16 protein-coding genes and 1 riboswitch are annotated in these 18,433 nt (G+C 73.4%); of the genes, 9 read left to right on the top strand and 7 right to left on the bottom strand.

Annotation, left to right across the window (positions count from 1 at the left end; genetic code table 11):
* Positions 1 to 8 precede the first annotated feature (8 nt).
* Both pgsA and rimO read right to left on the bottom strand, forming a co-directional pair.
* A complete protein-coding gene (gene pgsA / locus FCN22_RS10555) occupies positions 9 to 749 on the bottom strand; it encodes a CDP-diacylglycerol--glycerol-3-phosphate 3-phosphatidyltransferase (protein WP_338016647.1) in 741 nt (246 codons plus the stop codon).
* 133 nt (positions 750 to 882) lie between these two features.
* Positions 883 to 2,421, bottom strand: coding sequence for a 30S ribosomal protein S12 methylthiotransferase RimO (gene rimO / locus FCN22_RS10550; protein WP_137121508.1), 1,539 nt, complete (start codon positions 2,419 to 2,421; stop codon positions 883 to 885).
* Between the two features lie 36 nt (positions 2,422 to 2,457).
* Here rimO and FCN22_RS10545 point away from each other — a divergent pair, with 36 nt between their 5' ends.
* Entirely contained in the window at positions 2,458 to 3,666 is a 1,209-nt protein-coding gene (locus tag FCN22_RS10545) for a dipeptidase (protein WP_137121507.1), read from the top strand.
* Here the strand turns inward: FCN22_RS10545 and FCN22_RS10540 are convergent.
* Complete coding sequence (locus tag FCN22_RS10540) at positions 3,645 to 4,475, bottom strand: class I SAM-dependent methyltransferase (RefSeq protein ID WP_202911520.1); 831 nt, start codon at positions 4,473 to 4,475, stop codon at positions 3,645 to 3,647. The genes FCN22_RS10545 and FCN22_RS10540 overlap by 22 nt on opposite strands.
* Positions 4,472 to 6,865, bottom strand: coding sequence for a CDP-alcohol phosphatidyltransferase family protein (locus FCN22_RS10535; protein WP_202911519.1), 2,394 nt, complete (start codon positions 6,863 to 6,865; stop codon positions 4,472 to 4,474). Before FCN22_RS10535 ends, FCN22_RS10540 begins: the two co-directional genes overlap by 4 nt.
* Before the next feature lie 95 nt (positions 6,866 to 6,960).
* Here FCN22_RS10535 and FCN22_RS10530 point away from each other — a divergent pair, with 95 nt between their 5' ends.
* From FCN22_RS10530 to FCN22_RS10505, 6 genes are read left to right on the top strand one after another with little or no spacing between them, the layout of a single operon-like run.
* Positions 6,961 to 7,959, top strand: coding sequence for a zinc-dependent alcohol dehydrogenase (locus tag FCN22_RS10530; protein WP_137121505.1), 999 nt, complete (start codon positions 6,961 to 6,963; stop codon positions 7,957 to 7,959).
* 4 nt (positions 7,960 to 7,963) lie between these two features.
* Complete coding sequence (locus FCN22_RS10525; protein WP_137121504.1) at positions 7,964 to 8,362, top strand: 6-pyruvoyl trahydropterin synthase family protein; 399 nt, start codon at positions 7,964 to 7,966, stop codon at positions 8,360 to 8,362.
* A gap of 25 nt (positions 8,363 to 8,387) precedes the next feature.
* The gene (locus FCN22_RS10520) at positions 8,388 to 9,584 is read left to right on the top strand and encodes a glycosyltransferase family 4 protein (protein ID WP_137121503.1); all 1,197 of its coding nucleotides are present in this window, start codon (positions 8,388 to 8,390) and stop codon (positions 9,582 to 9,584) included.
* Entirely contained in the window at positions 9,581 to 10,438 is an 858-nt protein-coding gene (locus FCN22_RS10515; RefSeq protein ID WP_137121502.1) for a class I SAM-dependent methyltransferase, read from the top strand. The genes FCN22_RS10520 and FCN22_RS10515 overlap by 4 nt, the downstream gene beginning before the upstream one ends.
* A gap of 39 nt (positions 10,439 to 10,477) precedes the next feature.
* Complete coding sequence (locus tag FCN22_RS10510; protein ID WP_137121501.1) at positions 10,478 to 11,545, top strand: lysylphosphatidylglycerol synthase transmembrane domain-containing protein; 1,068 nt, start codon at positions 10,478 to 10,480, stop codon at positions 11,543 to 11,545.
* Complete coding sequence (locus tag FCN22_RS10505) at positions 11,538 to 12,278, top strand: RibD family protein (RefSeq protein ID WP_137121500.1); 741 nt, start codon at positions 11,538 to 11,540, stop codon at positions 12,276 to 12,278. Before FCN22_RS10510 ends, FCN22_RS10505 begins: the two co-directional genes overlap by 8 nt.
* Here the strand turns inward: FCN22_RS10505 and FCN22_RS10500 are convergent.
* From FCN22_RS10500 to FCN22_RS10490, 3 genes are read right to left on the bottom strand one after another with little or no spacing between them, the layout of a single operon-like run.
* A complete protein-coding gene (locus FCN22_RS10500; RefSeq protein WP_137121499.1) occupies positions 12,194 to 13,033 on the bottom strand; it encodes a YggS family pyridoxal phosphate-dependent enzyme in 840 nt (279 codons plus the stop codon). The genes FCN22_RS10505 and FCN22_RS10500 overlap by 85 nt on opposite strands.
* Positions 13,034 to 13,061: 28 nt before the next feature.
* Positions 13,062 to 13,739, bottom strand: coding sequence for an ion channel (locus tag FCN22_RS10495; RefSeq protein ID WP_137121498.1), 678 nt, complete (start codon positions 13,737 to 13,739; stop codon positions 13,062 to 13,064).
* 36 nt (positions 13,740 to 13,775) lie between these two features.
* Complete coding sequence (locus FCN22_RS10490) at positions 13,776 to 16,352, bottom strand: DNA translocase FtsK (RefSeq protein ID WP_202911523.1); 2,577 nt, start codon at positions 16,350 to 16,352, stop codon at positions 13,776 to 13,778.
* Between FCN22_RS10490 and FCN22_RS21885 the strand changes: the two genes are divergently transcribed.
* Complete coding sequence (locus tag FCN22_RS21885) at positions 16,345 to 16,524, top strand: hypothetical protein (RefSeq protein ID WP_152186980.1); 180 nt, start codon at positions 16,345 to 16,347, stop codon at positions 16,522 to 16,524. The two genes, FCN22_RS10490 and FCN22_RS21885, sit on opposite strands and share 8 nt — an antisense overlap.
* A 186-nt stretch (positions 16,525 to 16,710) precedes the next feature.
* Positions 16,711 to 16,824, top strand: a riboswitch (SAM riboswitch).
* Positions 16,825 to 16,875: 51 nt separating this feature from the next.
* A complete protein-coding gene (locus FCN22_RS10485; protein ID WP_238384664.1) occupies positions 16,876 to 18,405 on the top strand; it encodes an aminotransferase class V-fold PLP-dependent enzyme in 1,530 nt (509 codons plus the stop codon).
* The last annotated feature ends 28 nt before the right edge of the window (positions 18,406 to 18,433 follow it).

The raw sequence follows: 18,433 nt of genomic DNA, 5'->3' as shown, positions 1-18,433 counted from the left end.
GCCGGGAGTCACGACTTGCCTTGGGACGAGCGCTTGTTCTTGCCCGCCGAGCTCTCCGGCTGTGCCTTCTTGGCGGCTCGGCGGGCCGTCTCCGTCGTGGCCCGCAGCTTGGCGGCCTGCTCGCGCAGCATCGCTGCCCGCCGCTCGCGCTTGGCGATCGCCCTCGGGCTGGTGGTGCGCAGCGTGTGTGCGCGGAAGACGTAGTCGAGGCCGGTGACCACGGTGACGATGACGGCAGCCGCCATGACCGCGACCGCCACGATGTGCCAGTTGCCGGGCAGCGGCAGGACGTAGAGGAAGATGGCCAGCCCCTGCAGCGCGGTCTTGACCTTGCCGCCCCGGCTGGCCGCCATCACACCATGCCGGATGACGAAGAACCGCATCGCGGTGACACCGATCTCGCGGGCCAGGACGAGGACGGTGACCCACCACGGGAGCTCACCGAGCAGCGAGAGCCCGACGAGCGCCATACCGACCAGCGTCTTGTCGGCGATGGGGTCGGCGACCTTGCCGAAGTCGGTGACCAGGCCGCGGGCCCGGGCGAGGTCGCCGTCGATGCGGTCGGTGATCGCGGCGACGGCGAAGACCGCCGCCGCCAGGATCCGGTAGGTCTCGTCCTCGCCTCCGCCGAACAGCAGCAGCCAGCCGAAGACGGGCACGAGCGCGATGCGCAGCACCGTCAGCGCGTTGGCGATGTTCCAGGCACTGGCCTGGGGCGCCATCGGCCCAGTGGGCTGGGGACCGGTCACGTCGGGGTCCCCGCGACGTACCGGAGGCCCCGACGTGACCGGTCGCCGCGACGTACGGCAGGCCCGGGCCCACGCGAGGCATCGCAGCGAGCGTGCCGGCGCAGAACCTCGCGGGATGGCCTTGTGGGCTGACTCACGCGTGCTCCGCCACCAGGTCGATGCCCTCGGTGCCGACGACGCGGGCCGTGACCAGGTCGCCCACGGCCGGGACCCGCTCCCCAGGGGCCTGCCGCAGGAGGGTCACCCCGTCCACGTCGGGCCCCTGGTGGGCTGCGCGACCGGTCACGCCCTCGTCATCGTCGACCTCCTCGACCAACACCTCGACGGTCTCCCCCACCCGCTCCTCGGCGCGCTGGTCGTCGAGCTGCTCCACCAGGGAGCCGACTCGCGCGAGCCGCTCCGCCACGACCTGCTCGGGCAGCTTGCCGTCGTGGGTCTCGGCCTCGGTGCCGTCCTCGTCGGAGTAGCCGAAGACGCCGACGACATCGAGCCGCGCGGCCGTGAGGAACTCCTCCAGCTCCACCACGTCCTGTTCGGTCTCGCCCGGGAAACCGACGATGACGTTGGAGCGGATACCGGCCAGCGGCGCACGCCTGCGGACCTGCTCGACGAGGTCGAGGAAGGCATCCTTCCCGCCGAAGCGGCGCATCCGGCGCAGCAGCGGGGCGCTGGCGTGCTGGAAGGAGATGTCGAAGTAGGGCACCACACCCGGCGTGCCGGCCATGACGTCCAGGAGGTCCGGGCGGATCTCGGCCGGCTGCAGGTAGGAGACCCGCACCCGCTCGATGCCGTCGACGCCCGCCAGCTCGGGCAGCATGGTCTCCAGCAGTCGCAGGTCGCCGAGGTCCTTGCCGTATGACGTGGAGTTCTCACTGACGAGGAAGATCTCCTCCACGCCCCGCTCGCCGAGCCAGCGCGCCTCCGCAAGCACGTCGGAGGGGCGGCGGGAGACGAACGCGCCACGGAACATCGGGATCGCGCAAAAGGCGCAGCGCCGGTCGCAGCCGCTGGCGATCTTCAGCGGCGCCCAGGGCCGGTCGTCCAGGCGCGCGCGCACCACCGACCGTCCCGGGCCAGCCTGCCGCAGCCCGCTCAGGTGCTCGGGGACCGGGCCGTCGATCGCGACCGACTCGGGCTCACGCACCTCGAGCGCCTCCGGCGTCCCGTGACCGGGCACCGCCACCGCGCTCGCACCCTCCTGCCGGCGGGCCGGTGAGAGCGGCAGCAGCCGGCGCCGGTCGGACGGCACGTGGGAGGCGGGTCGCTCGCCGTCGAGGATCGCGGACAGGTGCGATGACATGTCGGCGTAGGAGTCGAAGCCGAGGACCGCATCGGCCTCGGGCAGCTGGGAGGCGAGCTGCTCGCCATACCTCTCGGCGAGGCAACCGACGGCGACGACCGCCTGCGTGCGTCCGTCCTCCTTGAGGTCGGAGGCCTCGAGCAGCGCGTCGATGGAGTCCTTCTTGGCCTGCTCGACGAAGCCGCAGGTGTTGACCACCGCGACGTCCGCCTGCGCCGCGTCGTCGACGAGGAGCCAGCCCTCGGAGGCCAGCCTCCCGGCGAGCTCCTCGGAGTCGACCTCGTTGCGGGCGCAACCCAGCGTCACCAGCGCGACGCTGCGCTGTCCCGAGGGTCGTGCGGGGGCCGCCGGGGAGGTGGGGGGTGACGTCACAGACACAGCGTAGTTGGGCTGCGATTGAATGGGCGCATGGCCAACACGGAGACGACCGCGACCGCTTCCCCGTCCCTCGAGCGGGTCACCGCGCTGCTGCGCGACCACCCGCTCATCGACGGCCACAACGACCTGCTGTGGGAGGCCCGCAAGCAGACCGGCTACGACTTCGACCGGCTCGACCTCGAGGCCGGGACCACGACGACGCACACCGACCTGCCCCGGATGCGGGCGGGCGGCATGGGCGGACAGTTCTGGTCGGTGTGGGTGCCGTCCACGCCGCCGGCCCACGCAGCGGTGGCCCAGACGCTGGAGCAGGTGGACGCGGCGCACCAGATGATCGGCCGGTATGCCGGCCGGCTGGGCCTCGCGCGGACCGCGGACGAGGTGGAGTCGGTCTTCGCCTCCGGCCGGGTCGCGTCCCTGCTCGGCGCAGAGGGCGGGCACTCGATCGGCTGCTCGCTCGCCGTCCTGCGGATGTTGCACGTCCTGGGCGTGCGCTACATGACGTTGACCCACAACGACAACACCCCGTGGGCCGACTCGGCGACCGACGAGCCGAAGGTCGGCGGGCTGTCCGCCTTCGGCGAGGAGGTCGTGCGCGAGATGAACCGGATCGGCATGCTCGTGGACCTGTCGCACGTCTCCGCTGACACGATGCGAGCGGCGTTGCGGGTCACCGAGGTGCCGGTGATGTTCTCGCACTCCAGTGCGCGCGCGGTCTGCGATGTGCCGCGCAACGTCCCCGACGACGTCCTCGAGACGCTGGGCGACAACAACGGCGTGTGCATGGTGACCTTCGTCCCGGGCTTCGTCGACCCGACGTGTGCGCAGTGGCGGACCGACGCCGCGGAGGCGGCCAAGGCCAAGGGGGTCGCCCCGACCGATATCGCGGCGTTCGGTGCCTTCCAGAAGGAGTGGGTCACCAAGCACCCCAAGCCGACGACCGACCTCGACCAGGTGGTCAAGCACGTGGAGCACGTCCGTGAGGTGGCGGGCGTCGACCACGTCGGGCTTGGCGGCGACTACGACGGCGTCGACGCGCTGCCGGACCGGCTCGAGGACGTCACCGGCTACCCCCGGCTGCTGGCCGCGCTCGCCGACCGCGGCTGGTCCGACGAGGACCTCGTCAAGCTGGCCGGCGGCAACGTCCTGCGGGTCCTGCGGGACGCCGAGGCGGGTGCCCGACGGCTGCAGGAGACCCGCGGGCCGAGCCTCGCGACCTACGAGCAGCTCGACGGCTGACTGCGGCTGCGCAAGGCCACCACCGCCAGCTTGCGGACCCGGCCCGACGCCAACCAGTCCGCCCAGAGCCGGTGTGCAGCCAGCAGGTCGGTCCACCTGCGCCGGCCGAGCCGCGGCACGATCCGGCCCTGTTCCGCGACCAGCGCGTCCGCGAGCGCGGCTGCGGTGCGCCGGTGGGCGTCGCTGACGTCGTGCTGCCACACGACTCGAAGTCCGACCCGCTCCAGCCTGTCCACGATGGCGCCCTCGGGCGTGAGGTGCACGGTGTCCGCTGCGGGCATCAGGCGACTCTCGGCGCCGGTCAGCTGGTGCCCCTGCTCGACAGTGAAGGCGAACCGGCCACCTGGCCGCATGGCACCGGCGACCTGCCGGAGCAGGGCGGGCTGGTCGGGGAAGGCGAGCAACGTCTCCAGCAGCAGCACCACGTCGTAGCCACCCTCGGGGACGGGTGGCACCGATCCGACCTCGAAGCGGCACGACAACCCGTCGGCCCGTTCCCGCGCGAGGGCGACCGCCTCGGCGTCGGCGTCCACGCCCAGGTAGTCGCAGCCCAGGGCCCTGGTGACCAGGCGACCCGGGCCGGCCACGCCACAACACAGGTCGAGGACGCGTGAGCTCCGCCGCACGCCGGCTCGTCGGGCGAGAGCCAGGATCTCCCGGGCCGTCATGAAGCTCTCCTGCCCGGCGAACTGGCCCGGCTCGAAAGCGCGTTCGCGGGTGGATCGCAGCGCCGCGTCATACCGACCCCGGCCGGAGCCGTCACCGGACGCGAGGTCGCGCTGCACGCCGAGCGCTTGTGCGTCGTTCACGGCGCGCCCGGGGCGGTGGGGCTGTAGGCCCGGACGAACCGGTCGCGGAAGGCGTCCATCGGCCACACCGGCGCGCCCGATCCTGGGAGCAGGCCGCGTTGCCAGTGCCATCCGTCGATCCGACGAAGCACCGTCGGGTCGGAGGCGATGACGGTGATCGGCACCTGGTGACTCGCGTGGTAGCCGGACACGATGCTGGCGGGCTGGTGGTCGCCCAGTAGGACGAGCACCAGGTCGTCGTCCCCGTAGCGCTCGACGTACTGGATGAGCGAGGTCAGGGTGTAGTGGATCGACCGGGCGTAGGCGCGGGGCACCAGTTCCTTGTGGTCCCACAGCTGCCCGATTCCTTGGGCGCGGTGGTGGATCGGCCCGAAGACCGCGCCGTCGCCCAGCCGGTCCCACGGCACCAGGCGGGGCAACGGTGCCCACGGGGTGTGGCTGCTGGCCAGCTCGATCTGCGCGAAGACCGGCTGCCGGGCCGGGCCCAGCACCTCCCGGTGCAGGGCCTCCAGGGCGAACTGGTCCGGCATCAGCGAGAAGCCGAACCGTGGCCCGCGGTAACCCAGCTGCGGCCCGTCATAGATCCGGTCGTAGTGGTAGAAGGCGCGGCCCTGCGGCCAGGGCTCGCCGTCCGAGGGTTGCAGCGCGACGGTGCGCCAGCCGGCACGGTGGAAGAACCGGGACAGGGTCATCCGGTCGCTGCCGAGCAGCTGCCCGTATCGGCCCTCGTCAGTCACCCAGAGCCCGGACTGCAGGGTGGAGTGGGCGAGCCAGCTGTGCCCGCCGAAGGTCGGTGACGTCAGGAACGCGCTGCGCGACTGGTATCCGGCCGACCGCAGCTGGCGGGTGCCCGCTCGAAGGAGGTCGCGCACCCCGGCGTCGGCACCCTTGGTCCCGTCTACGGCGACTCGTCCGTAGCTCTCCACGACCGCGACGACCACGTCCTTACCGCTCAGCCCGGTCAGCAGCCGGTCGGCGGGGAGGTCACGGAGCGGGTCGCGGGTGAGCGCCGCGACGAAGCGCCGCTCGCCGCGGAGGGTCGTCACGGCCAGCTGCACCTGTCCGGCCGCAACCCGCGCGGAGCTCGCGGCCGCGACCGGCTCACCGGTGTCGACCTGCCACCCGACCGCCGCCGCCACCACCCAGAGCGCCGTCAGCCCGGCCACGACCGGCGTGGCCTGGCGGCGGTGCCGCGAGACCACCGAGGAGATCCGCCCCACCGAGAGCGGCACGCCCACGAGCAGCCCGACGACCACGAGGAGGGCCGCGACGCCGACGACCTCGCCCGCGACCCGGCCGACCGTGTCCCGCACCAGGGCGAAGACCGGGCCGAAAAGGCCGAGGTCGGTGACCGGGTTGAACGGTCGGTCGAGGGCCGCGAAGAAGCCCATGTCGAGCAGCTTGACGATCATGACCAGCGCGAACAGCACCCCGAGGACCCCGGCCACCGCCCGCCGCGGCCGCGTGGGCAGGGCGAGGGCCAGGGCCCCGACGACCAACAGCTCCAAGGGAATCCGCAGCAGGACGCTCGGTGTCAGGGCGGGGAGCTCGGTCGGCGCCAGCAGGACGGCCCAGACGACCAGCAGGGCGATCACGTCCAGGAGCACACGTGCCACGCGCCGCCCCGGCCCGGCAGGTCGCACGACCCGTTGCGGTGCCGCGGTCGGCACCTCGTGACGTCGACGCCACAGCCACAGCACGTCCCGGCCGAAGGACTCCGCCAGGAACAGCGCGGCCACCACCAGCGCACCGAGGGTGACCGCACGGGGCAGGATCCCGGCGGCGGCCACCGTGAGCGCCACCCCGGCGAAGGCCGCCACCACCTTGCGCCAGTCACGCGCCGGCAGCGGCGCCCGTAGCCACGGCAGGACTCGCCCGGCCAGCCAGAACACGTAGCGAACCAGCCCGATGGCGAGCACCCAGGCGCCGTAGCGGGGCACGGCATACACGCTGAGCACCAGGATGAGGAAGGCGTCGGTCTCGCCGTCGAACCTCGCCCCGAAGGCCGACACCGTCCCGGTGCGGCGGGCGACTCGTCCGTCGACCGCGTCGAGCAGCAGCGCCACGACCGTGAGCCCGACCAGCGCCACGGAAGGGGCACCGGTGGACCCGCTCGCGTTCGAGTCGGCGACCAGTGCGGCCACCCCGGAGGCGAGGACGGCCCGCGTCAGGGTCACCAGGTCCGCGGGCGTGGGCGCCTCGCCTGCCGCCTCGCCCGAGCGCCGACGGTCCGCGCGGCCGCCGCCGCGGGCGATGGCGAGGTTCGGCACGAGGCCGCAGGCGGCACCGACGACCCACGCCGCCGGCGTGAGGCCCGGGCCGGCGGCGAGGGCCGCGAGCAGGGCCGCCAGACCGGTCAGCCCACCTGCCACCACCGCCAGCCTGTGCACGTCACCTCCTGCGCTCGCCCCTGCTTCCATCTTGCTCTGCCGGTCGTGGCGGCAAGGAGGCCGCCCGACACCGCGGGCCCCACTAGGTTGTGGACATGCCGGGAACCTCGAGCGAGGAACGCAGCGCCCGCGCGTTCTGGGTCCGCGCGCCAGGGGTCGGGGAGATCCGCACGTCGACGGTGCCCGAACCCGGCGACGGACAGGTGCTCGTCGACACCCTGTGGTCCGGCATCAGCCGCGGCACCGAGGCGCTGGTCTTCCGCGGCGGCGTGCCGGCCGACCAGCGAGAGGTGATGCGAGCACCCTTCCAGGAGGGGTCGCTGCCCGGTCCGGTCAAATACGGCTACCTCAACGTCGGGGTCGTGCGGAAGGGCCCGCCGGAGCTGACGGGGCGCACCGTGTTCTGCCTGCATCCCCACCAGACCCGGTTCGTGGTGCCCGCCGAGGCCGTGGTCCCGGTGCCCGACGGGGTCCCGCCGCGCCGTGCGGTGCTGGCCGGGGCCGTGGAGACCGCGGTCAACGCCCTGTGGGACGCTCCCCCGCTCGTCGGTGACCGGGTGACCGTCGTCGGCGCGGGCATGGTGGGGTGCTGCGTCGCGCGCCTGCTCTCCCGCTTCCCGGGGGTGCAGCTCACCGTCGTCGACGTCGACCCGTCCCGGAAGGCGCTGGTCACCGGGCTCGGCGCCCGGTTCGCCGCGCCCGGCGAGGCCCCGGGTGGCCAGGACCTGGTGGTGCACACCAGCGCCAGCGCGGCCGGCCTGCAGCTCTCGCTGGACCTGCTCACACGGGAGGGCCTGGTCTGCGAGATGTCCTGGTATGGCGACGCTCCCGTCGAGCTGTCCCTCGGAGGCACCTTCCACTCCGGCCGGCTGAGCGTGCGGGCGAGCCAGGTGGGGATGGTGGCGCCGGCCCGGCGCGGCACCCGCAGCACCCGCGATCGGCTGACCCTGGCGCTCGACCTCCTGCGCGACGCTGCCTTCGACGCCCTGTTGACCGGACCGGTCAGGTTCGAGGACCTGCCCGAGGTGATGCCGCGGCTGGTCGACGGCCGCGAGCGCGCTGTGTGTCACCTTGTTGACTACGGACGGGAGTGAGGAAATGTTCAACGTCACGGTGCGCGACCGGATGATGGTCGCCCACAGCTTCACCGGAGCGCAGTTCGGTCCCGCGCAGCGACTGCACGGCGCCACCTTCGTGGTCGACGCCAGCTTCCGGCGCACCGAGCTCGACGGCGCCGGCCTGGTCGTGGACATCGCCGCGGCCGCACAGCAGCTCCGCGCTGTGCTGGACGAGCTCGACTACCGCAACCTGGACGAGCTGCCCCGGTTCGCCGGTCACAACACCACCACCGAAGTGCTCGCCCGGGAGGTCGCGGACCGCCTGGCCGACCGCATCGCGGCGGGCGAGCTGGGGCCGGCCGGTCAGGACCTCGAGGGTCTCGAGGTGACCCTGCACGAGTCGGACCTCGCCCGGGCGAGCTACCAACGGACGTTGTGATCTCCAGCGTCGCCCAGGGGCCGGCGTGAACCGGGTCGAGGTGGTGGTCCCCGGCGACGTCGACGACCCTCGGCGCCCCAGCGGCGGCAACGTCTACGACCGGCGACTGTGCCGGGAGCTGGGGGCAACCGGGTGGACGGTGCACGAGCACGCAGTGCCGGGCCGCTGGCCGCGGCCCCGCCCCGGTGACCTGGCCGCGCTGCGTGCGGTCGTCGCGGGTCTGCCCGCCGGGGCCATCGTCCTGGTGGACGGTCTGGTCGCCTGCTGCACCCCCGAGGTGCTGCTCCCGCACGCGGAACGGTTGCGGCTGGTGGTGCTGGTGCACCAGCTGCTGGTCGACGCCCTGCCGGCTCGTTCTGCCGCGGCCACCGCGGTCGGCGAGAAGGAGGGCGCCGTGCTCCGGGCGGCGGAAGCGGTCGTGGTCACCAGTGGCTGGACCCGGGACCGTGCCCTGCACCGTCACGGGCTCGACCCGGCTCGGCTGCACCTCGCAGAGCCCGGGTGCGACCCGTCCCCGCTGGCAGCCGGCACGGCCTCGGGCGGCCGGTTGCTGTGCGTCGGAGTGGTCGCCCCGCACAAGGGTCAGGACGTGCTGCTCGCCGCGCTCGAGCGGACCGACTCGAGCGCCTGGGGCTGCACGTTCGTGGGCAACCTGGACCACGACCGGCCCTTCGTCGGCCGGCTGGAGCGGCGGGTGGCGGCCGCCGGGCTCGGTCCGCGGGTGCGGTTCACGGGTGCCCTGACCGGCCCCGCCCTGGCCGAGCACTACGCCCGGACCGACCTGCTCGTGGTCCCCTCGCGCGCCGAGTCCTACGGCATGGTCGCCGCCGAGGCCATGGCACACGGCATACCCGCCCTGGTGAGCGACGTCGGTGGACTGCCGGCGACCATCGGGCGCGGAAACCCCGCCGGCCCGGCCGGGATGGTGGTCCCACCTGGCGACGCGCGGGCTCTCGCCTCGGCCCTGCACGAGTGGCTCACCGAACCCGCACTGCGCGAGCGGCTGCGCGACGCGGCCCACCATCGCGGGCGCCACCTGTCCACCTGGCCGGCCACCGCCGGGAAGATCGCCCTAGCGCTCCAGGGCGCGCCCCCAGCAGCACCGACGGCTCTCGCCCCAGCGACGACAGCGGCGAGAATGGAGCGGAGCGACTCTGCCGCGGAGGAGCCGGGGCAGACGACTGAGCGGAGCGGCTCTGCCGCGGAGGAGCTGCGGCCATGAGCACAAGCGTCGGCCGGGCGCGGGCGACGCCGGACTGGTTGGCGCTCCGCGAACCCGCCGACGCGGCCGCCCGCTCGACCGGCCTGGTCCACCAGCTCGCCCGGGGTCTGTCGCCCTCCGGGACGCTGACCGTCCACGACCTCGGCTGCGGCACCGGGGCGATGCTGCGCTGGCTCGCTCCCCGGCTGCCCGGACCGCAGCACTGGGTGCTGTGCGACCGTGACGCGGACCTGCTCGGGGTGGCGGCGACTCGCCCGCTGCCCCGCGCCGCCGACGGTTCCGCGGTCACCATGGAGACCCGGCGGGTCGACGTCACCCGGATGTCGGCGCGGCAGCTTGCCACCGGCGGGCTGGTCACCGCCTCGGCCCTGCTGGACGTGCTGACCACGACCGAGCTCGAACGCCTGGTGGATTCCTGCGTGCACGCCGGGTGTCCGGTGCTGCTGAACCTCACCGTCACCGGCCGGGTCCGGCTCGACCCGCCCGACCGGTGGGACCAGCCGATCTCCGAGGCCTTCAACGCACACCAGCAACGGCCAGTCGGCGGCCACCGGTTGCTCGGCCCAGGGGCGGTCCGGAGGACGATCGAGGCGTTCACGGCCAGGGGCGCCGAGGTCACCGCCGCAGCCAGCCCGTGGCGGCTCGGCCACGAAAACGCCGCCCTCACGGCCGCCTGGTTCGACGGCTGGCTGGCGGCCGCCCTCGAGCAGCGCCCCGAGCTCGCCGGACCGACCCTCGACTACGTCCGCCGACGCCGGGGGCAGGCCGCGGCGGGGCGGCTGACGGCGACGGTGGACCATCGGGACCTGCTCGCCCGACCCGACGTTGAACCGGCCGGCGCTCGGTCTCGTTAGGGTGGAGTGAGGCCCGCCACGGGTCGACGAGGAGCAGCCATGGCGCGACGGAGTCTGTGGTCCTGGGCGCGACCGGTCGTCGGCCTGGCCATCTTGGGCGCCGTCGCCTGGCGGCTCGGCACCGAGGCCCTTCTCGCACCGTTGCAGCGTCTCGACGGCCCGCCCATGGCAGCCGCCATGCTCCTCGCGGCCCTGAGCACCGTCTGCGCCGCCTGGCGCTGGCGGTGGGTCTCGGCCGGACTGGGTTCGGAGCTGCCGCTGCGCACCGCTGTCGCGGCCTACTACCGCTCGCAGTTCCTCAACCTCGTCCTCCCCGGCGGGGTGCTCGGTGACGTGCACCGCGCGGTGCGGCGCGGGCACGATGTCGGCGACCTGCCACACGCCGCGCGGGCGGTGGTCGGTGAGCGGTGCGCCGGCCAGCTCGTGCAGCTGGTGATGACCGTCGTGGTCCTGCTGGTGCTGCCCTCACCCGTCCGCGACATGCTCCCGACGGTCCTCATCGGCCTCGTCCTGCTCACCGGTGCCGCCGTCGCGGTCTGGGCACTCGCGGGGCACCCTGCGGCTGCCCGGGGCCGCGTGGCCCGTGGCGTGCGCCGAGTGGTCGGTCCGTGGCCCGCGGGGACCTGGTGGCTCCGGTCCGGCCCCCGGGTGGCCGCTGCGTCCGCGGTGGCGGTGAGCGGCCACGTGGCGACGTTCGTCGTCGCGGCCCGCACGGCGGGAAGCGCCGCCTCCCTCGCCCGGCTGGTGCCCCTCGCGTTCCTGGTGCTGCTGGCCATGGCCGTGCCCGCCAACGTCGCCGGCTGGGGGCCGCGCGAGGGCGTCGCGTCCTGGACGTTCGCCGCGGCCGGCCTCGGCGCGACCGCCGGCGTCGGCGCGGCCGTGGTGTATGGCGTGCTGGCCCTGGCGGGCGCGCTGCCAGGCGGTGTGGTCCTGGCTGTGGAGGCCGTGTCCCGTCGCCGTGGCTCCGCGCGCGGCGCGAAGGACCCGGAGGACGGGAAGGACACGCAGGACACGGCCGCGACGGCGTCCTCGAACGGTCAAGGTCAGACAACGACGCAGCGGCCACGACCGGCCCTGCCGACACGACGTGCCGCGGCCGATGGCTGACCGTCCCTACACCGTGCTCAGCTGCGGCATGTCCCTGGACGGCTATCTCGACTCGGCCTCCGGCGAGCGGCTCGTGCTGTCCAACCGCGCCGACCTCGACCGCGTGGATGCGGTGCGTGCGACCTGCGACGCGATCCTCGTGGGGGCCGCCACCGTCCGCAACGACGACCCCCGGCTGACGGTGCGGGCCGCGCGCCGCCGCACAGCACGCGTCGCCCGGGGCCGGACACCCTCGCCGATCAAGGTCACCGTGACCGGCTCAGGCGACCTCGACCCACGGACCCGGTTCTTCACCCACGGCGGTGGCACCAAGCTGGTCTACGCCGCGAGCGCCGCCGCGACCGCGTGCGGCAACCTGCACTCGGTGGCGACCGTGGTCGACGCCGGGGCGACGGTGACCATGCGCTGGCTCAGTGAGGACCTGCACGCCCGCGGTGTCCGCCGGCTCATGGTGGAAGGCGGCGGACACGTCCACACCCAGTTCCTGACCGACGACCTGGCCGACGAGCTGCACCTGGTCGTCGCGCCCTTCTTCGTCGGCGACTCGCAGGCGGTGCGGTTCGTCGCCGACGGCGCCTTCCCCTTCCACGCGGGGCGCCGGGCCCGGCTGGCCCAGGTGCGACAGCTGGGTGACGTGGTGCTGCTGCGCTACGGCCTGTCCGACCGGTTCACGCAAGAGGAGCCGGACCGCGACGGCGACGGCGGCCCGCCCGCGGAGTCGGTGGGCCAGTAGTAGCTGTCCGGCAGCGGCCGCGCCCCGAAGATGGCCTGCCCGACCCGGACCACGGTGGCCCCCTCCTCGACCGCCACCTCGAAGTCCCCGGACATGCCCATCGACAGGCCGCCGGGACCGATCAGGTCGGGATCGATCTCACGGGCCCGGTCCCTCACCTCGCGCAGCCGCACGAAGCAGGGTCGGACCCGCTCGGTGTCGTCGCTGAACACGGCCAGCGTCATCAGCCCCTGGATCCGCAGCGAGGTGAACCGGGGCAGCTGCCGCAAGAAGCCCAGGGCCTCCCCCGGCGGCAGACCGTACTTCGAGTCCTCGCCGGACGTGTTGACCTGCACGTAGACGTCCAGGCTGCGGCCCGCTGCCTGCAGTCTCCGGTCCAGTGCCTCGGCCACCTTGAGCCGGTCGAGCGCGTGGAACTCGGTGGCGAAGGCCACCACGTCCTTGGTCTTGTTGGTCTGCAGGTGCCCGATGATCGACCACTCGACGGCGAGGTCGGCCAGCGCGTCGTGCTTGCGCGCCGCCTCCTGGACCTTGTTCTCACCCAGCCGGTGGCAGCCGGCCTGCACCGCGAGCCGGATCCGGTCCTCGGTCACGGGCTTGCTGACCGGGAGCAGCGCCACCTCGCCGGGTCGGCGACCCGACCGGCGCGCAGCGGCGTCGATGAGGGCGCGCACGTGGTCGAGGTGGTCGGCGAGCTCCTGCACCGTTCCGGCCGTCGGGTACCGCGGCCCGGTCCCACTCCCGTCGGCTGGCACACGGACAGCCTACGAGGCCTGCCGTCCCTCAGCGGCGGAAGCGAGCCAGGGTGAGCCCGAGCAGCCGCGCCACCACCAGAGCCACGTAGTTCAGCCCGGCCAGCTGCTCGAGCATGATGAAGGAACGGGCGTGCGCCGTGCCGGGCACGATGTCGGACAGCCCGGTGTTGGTCATCGTGGTGAAGGACAGGAAGAGCAGCTCCATCCAGGACAGCGGCGTGTTGGGGTCGGGGGCCGCCCCGAGGAACGCGTTGGGCCAGATGACCTGGATCGCGCTGTAGAGGTAGGCGAACCCCCAGGCCACGACGGTGAAGCAGGCACCGGTCGCGAACAGCTCGTCCCGGGTGACCCAGTTGTCCGCGAACATGTACCGCAGCAGCGCCCACGCCGTGTAGAAGTAGAAGATCGCGTGCGTGAACCCCGACATGAGCTCCACCGCGGACACGCCGGGATCGACGGCTTCGAACACCGTGAGCGCCACCGCCGGTATGCCGATCACGACGCTGACGATGTTCATCGCCGGTGTGCGACGCACGGCCAGCACGGCCAGCCCGAGCACGAGGACGCCGATCACCGAGACGACGGTCCGGCCGGCAGAGGTGGCGTCCGTGAACGGGTAGATGATCACGCTGCCCAGCTGGACGGCGAGCAGCACCGCTGAGGGATGGTCCTTGACGGTCTCCCAGGCATCCCGCACTCGCGTCATGCGGGACACCTTAGGGAAAGAGCCCCCTGCCCGGTGTCAGCGCCTCTCGGTCAGCGACCACGCGTCCTCGTCGCTCTCCGCCTCGACCTCTTCCAGGCCCTCCGGCGGCGCGGCCCCCGCTTCGGGGCGCACCGGGGCGGGGGGCGCCGGGGCGGGGGCAGCCGCAGCGTCTGCCCGGTCGTCGTAGACCGGGTCGTCGTCGGGCACGTCCTCGCCCCGCATCAGCGCCAGCGTGGTCGCCAGGTCGTCCGGCTTGACCAGGACGTCACGCGCCTTGGACCCCTCCGACGGTCCGACGACGCCACGTGACTCGAGCAGGTCCATCAGCCGGCCGGCCTTGGCGAACCCGACCCGCAGCTTGCGCTGCAGCATCGAGGTGGAGCCGAACTGCGTGGTGACCACCAGCTCCGTGGCCTGCAGCAGCAGGTCGAGGTCGTCGCCGATGTCCTCGTCGATCTGCTTCTTGGGCGCCACGACCGTGACGTCGTCGCGGTAGTTCGGCTTGAGCTGGCCGGTGACGTGCCCGACGACTCGCTGGATCTCGGACTCGGTGACCCATGCACCCTGGACCCGCATCGGCTTGGAGGCACCCATCGGCAGGAAGAGGGCGTCGCCCTGGCCGATGAGCTTCTCGGCTCCCGGTTGGTCCAGCACGACCCGGGAGTCGGCCAGCGACGAGGTGGCGAACGCCATCCGCGACGGCACGTTGGCCTTGATCAGGCCGGTGACCACGTCGACCGAGGGCCGCTGCGTCGCCAGCACGAGGTGGATGCCGGCCGCGCGCGCCAGCTGGGTGATCCGGACGATCGACTCCTCGACGTCACGCGGCGCGACCATCATCAGGTCGGCCAGCTCGTCGACGATGACCAGCAGGTAGGGGTAGGCCTGCAGCACCCGCTCGGAACCGGGCGGGGTCTTCAGCTTGCCGGTGCGGACCGCCTTGTTGAAGTCGTCGATGTGCTTGTAGCCGAAGGCGGACAGGTCGTCATACCGCGTGTCCATCTCCCGGACGACCCACTGCAGGGCCTCGGCGGCCTTCTTGGGGTTGGTGATGATCGGCGTGATCAGGTGCGGGATGCCCTCGTAGCCGGTCAGTTCCACGCGCTTGGGGTCGACCAGGACCATCCGGACCTCGTCGGGCGTGGCCCGCATCAGGATCGAGGTGATCATCGAGTTGACGAAGCTCGACTTGCCCGCGCCGGTGGCTCCGGCCACCAGCAGGTGCGGCATCTTCGCCAGGTTGGCGATGACGTAGCCGCCCTCGACGTCCTTGCCGACCCCCATGACCATGGGGTGCTCGTTGGCCCGGGCGACCTGGCTGCGCAGCACGTCACCGAGACTGACCGTCTCGCGGTCGGTGTTGGGGATCTCGACGCCGATCGCGGACTTGCCCGGGATCGGGCTGAGGATGCGCACGTCGGCCGACGCCACGGCATACGCGATGTTCCTGGACAGCGCCGTGACCCGCTCGACCTTGGTGCCGCGACCGAGCTCGACCTCGTAGCGAGTCACGGTCGGGCCGCGCATGAAGCCGGTCACCTGGGCGTCGATGTCGAACTGGTCGAGGACCCCGGTGAGTGCCTCCACCACGTGGTCGTTGACGGCCGACCGCTTCTTGTGCGGCGGGCCGGCGGTCAGCAAGGTGTTGTCGGGCAGCGTGTAGGTGACGTCCCCGGCCAGCGCCAGCTGCTCCACCCGCTGCGGCAGCGGGGTCGTCGGGGGCGCCTCGAGGCCGCCCTTGTCGTGGACCTGGCCCGGGCCGGGAGGGTCGGTGGCATCGGTCGAGGGCGGGGGATCGGCAGCACTCGGCGCCAGCACGCCGGGCGCGGTGGGTCGCTTCTCCCCGGGGCGGGGGCCCTTGCCCCGCGAGTCGCCCACGGCGTTGCCGTCGGCGTCGACCACCGCGGCCTGCTCGAACGCCTCGTCGCCGACGAATCCCTCGGGGCCGCCCACCAGGTCGGGGTCGGCCCGGCGGCGCGAGCGACGCTTGGGCGCGGGCTGCTCCTCGCCCTCGGGGTGTGCCGTCTCGTCGGATGCCTGGGTCCCCGGGTGGTGGAAGAGCCGGTCGCGGGCCTCACGCAGCCGAGCCGGGATCTGGTGCACGGGGGTGGCGGTGATGACGAGGATGCCGAAAAGACCGAGCAGGCAGAGCAGCACGACGGCGCCCCACGTGTGCACGGCGGCGGCCACGGGGCTCGAGGCCAGCCAGCCGATGATGCCGCCCGCGTCGCGCATGGCGGCAGCCCCGTCGGGCGGACTGGGCAGGCCCTGGGCGATGTGCACCAGCCCGCAGGTGGCGAAGGCCAGGGCGGTCGTGCCGATGGTCACGCGGTTGTTGGACGTGGCGTCGCCGGGCGCGCGCAGCAGGCGAAGGCCGAGCAGCAGCAGGGCGATCGGCAGGGCAAACGCGACGCGTCCGAAGGTGCCCGCGACGATCGCGTGGATGATGTCGCCGACGACTCCTGTCAGACCCCACCACTCGCGGGCCGCGACCACGACCGCCAGCCCGATGAGGGCGAAGCCGATCCCGTCGCGACGGTGCTCCGGCTCGAGGTCGCGCGCGCTCGTGCCGACCCGGCGGACCGCGCCGCCCGCGACGTGCGCCATGCCCATCCAGGTGCCTCGGACGGCACGCAACGGCAGCGGCAGGCCGCCACCCCTGGCTCTCGACCGGCCCTTGGCCGAGGCCCGGGCCGGGGTCTTGCGCGTGCTCGGGCGCCCGGCGGCCGGGCGCGACGAGGTGCGGCGACTCGAGGACTTCGAGCGGGCCGTGGAGGAGGACTGACGTGTCGCCACTGTCGCAGGCTACGCGATAGTCACCCTCGGATCACGTGTCACACGCGCACCACAGGTCACCGGTCGGACCCGGCAAGCGTCGGATGGGCCCTTCCCGTGCCTGAACGTCTCGACATCTGAGATGACCGCTCAGGTGGTGGGCACCGCGGCCCCCGAAGCGGTAGTTTCCTGCACAGGTCATGAGTGCCAGCGTCAAGCCCCGGCTCGCTGGTCGGCAACCCTCCTCCGCGGTGGGGTGCTCCGGGTGACGACCCGGCCGTCCTGCACCAGCAGGCGGCAAGCGCGGACCGGCGCCCGTCGCAGGTCCGACCCAAACACTGGACCGACAGGAGCAGCCCGTATGTCGATCGCGAGCCTGACCCGCCGCACCGCCGATACGCCGCCCACCTACGGCTGGGCGGTGCCTCCGGTGCCCGCTATGCCCGGAGCGGGCAGCCGACCGGCGCCTGAGCCACCCCATCGGCTGCGCTCCGTGCCGATCCCACCCACCGGACCTGCGCCCGCGGAGCGGTCCTCACCCTCGACTCCGCAGGGTCGTGAGAGCGCCCGTCCCCAGGCACCGGCGGTCCTGGCCCCACCCCGCACCGTCGCAGAGAACCTCGGCGTGCCCACGCTGCACCGCACGGTCGTCGACTACGCCAACTTCGACCACGCCGCGTCGACACCCGCGCTCGAGTCGGTCAAGCACGCCGTGGACACCGCCCTGCGCACCTACTCCTCGGTGCACCGCGGCACCGGCTACACCTCGCGGATCACGACCGGGTGGTTCGAGGCGGCGCGCGAGGAGGTGGCCGAGTTCGTGGGCGCGCGGCCCGGCGACGAGGTGGTGTTCACCCGCAACACCACGGACGCCCTCAACCTGCTGGCGCGGTGCCTGCCCTCGCGCACGACGACCTTCGTCTTCGAGTCGGAGCACCACGCCGCGTTGCTGCCCTGGCCCTCCTCGCGGACCGTGCGGCTGCCGGTGCCCGCGAGCGCCGCGGACGCCGTCGCCCTGCTCGACGGGGCGCTGGCCGAGTCCGACGACGGCAGGCCGCGACTCGTCGTCGTCACCGGCGCCTCCAACGTCACCGGCGAGCTGTGGCCCGTCGAGGAGCTGGTCACGGTCGCCCGCAGGTATGACGCGCGCGTGGCCCTCGACGCCGCGCAGCTGGCGCCCCACCGCCGGGTCGACCTCACAGCCCTCGACGTCGACTACCTGGCACTGTCCGGCCACAAGCTCTACGCGCCCTACGGCTCGGGCGCCCTGGTGGGGCGCGCCGACTGGCTGGACTCGGCCGCCCCCTACCTGCGTGGTGGCGGCGCCACCGCGGCCGTCACCCCGGGCGGGGTGGTCTGGCACGAGGGGCCCGCACGGCACGAGGGCGGCACTCCCAACGTGCTCGGCGCGGTCGCGCTGGCGGCCGCATGCGCCACGCTGCGCCGCGAGCGGGACGTGGTCGAGGCGCATGAGGCCGAGCTGGCCGCCGCGCTGCAGGCCGGGCTGGGCGGCATCGCCGGGGTACGGACCTACTCCGTCTTCGGCGACGATCACCCCCGCGTCGGCGTCGTGGCGTTCACCATCGACGGCGTGGACAGCGCCCTGGTCTCGGCGGCCCTGTCGGCGGAGCACGGCATCGGCGTGCGGGACGGCCGGTTCTGCGCACACCCGCTCGTCGACGAGCTGCTCGGGGACGCCGGCCCTGACGCTCCGCCGACCGCTGTGCGCGCCAGTCTCGGCCTGGCGACGACGCGGGAACACGTGCAGCGGCTGGTGGCAGCGGTCGCCTCGATCGCCGCGGACGGCCCGGAGTTCGACTACGAGCTGACCGCCGAGGGGTGGACGCCGGTCGCGGACCCACGCGACCTCACCCTGCCTCGCCCCTGGTGACCCCCTAGACCACCCACTGTTGCTGGCG

It is taken from the genome of Segeticoccus rhizosphaerae (assembly GCF_005222685.1).
Classification (GTDB): Bacteria; Actinomycetota; Actinomycetes; order Actinomycetales; family Dermatophilaceae; genus Segeticoccus; species Segeticoccus rhizosphaerae.
Note: the sequence above shows the minus strand (reverse complement) of the source record. Positions and strands in the feature narration are given on the sequence as shown.

Coding starts and splice junctions, on each gene's coding strand:
- FCN22_RS10490 (WP_202911523.1), bottom strand. CDS start 16,352: ATGGGCATGGCGCACGTCGCGGGCGGCGCGGTCCGCCGGGTCGGCACG.
- FCN22_RS10515 (WP_137121502.1), top strand. CDS start 9,581: ATGAGCACAAGCGTCGGCCGGGCGCGGGCGACGCCGGACTGGTTGGCG.
- FCN22_RS10505 (WP_137121500.1), top strand. CDS start 11,538: ATGGCTGACCGTCCCTACACCGTGCTCAGCTGCGGCATGTCCCTGGAC.
- FCN22_RS10530 (WP_137121505.1), top strand. CDS start 6,961: ATGCCGGGAACCTCGAGCGAGGAACGCAGCGCCCGCGCGTTCTGGGTC.
- FCN22_RS10495 (WP_137121498.1), bottom strand. CDS start 13,739: ATGACGCGAGTGCGGGATGCCTGGGAGACCGTCAAGGACCATCCCTCA.
- FCN22_RS21885 (WP_152186980.1), top strand. CDS start 16,345: ATGCCCATCCAGGTGCCTCGGACGGCACGCAACGGCAGCGGCAGGCCG.
- FCN22_RS10545 (WP_137121507.1), top strand. CDS start 2,458: ATGGCCAACACGGAGACGACCGCGACCGCTTCCCCGTCCCTCGAGCGG.
- FCN22_RS10510 (WP_137121501.1), top strand. CDS start 10,478: ATGGCGCGACGGAGTCTGTGGTCCTGGGCGCGACCGGTCGTCGGCCTG.
- FCN22_RS10525 (WP_137121504.1), top strand. CDS start 7,964: ATGTTCAACGTCACGGTGCGCGACCGGATGATGGTCGCCCACAGCTTC.
- FCN22_RS10485 (WP_238384664.1), top strand. CDS start 16,876: ATGTCGATCGCGAGCCTGACCCGCCGCACCGCCGATACGCCGCCCACC.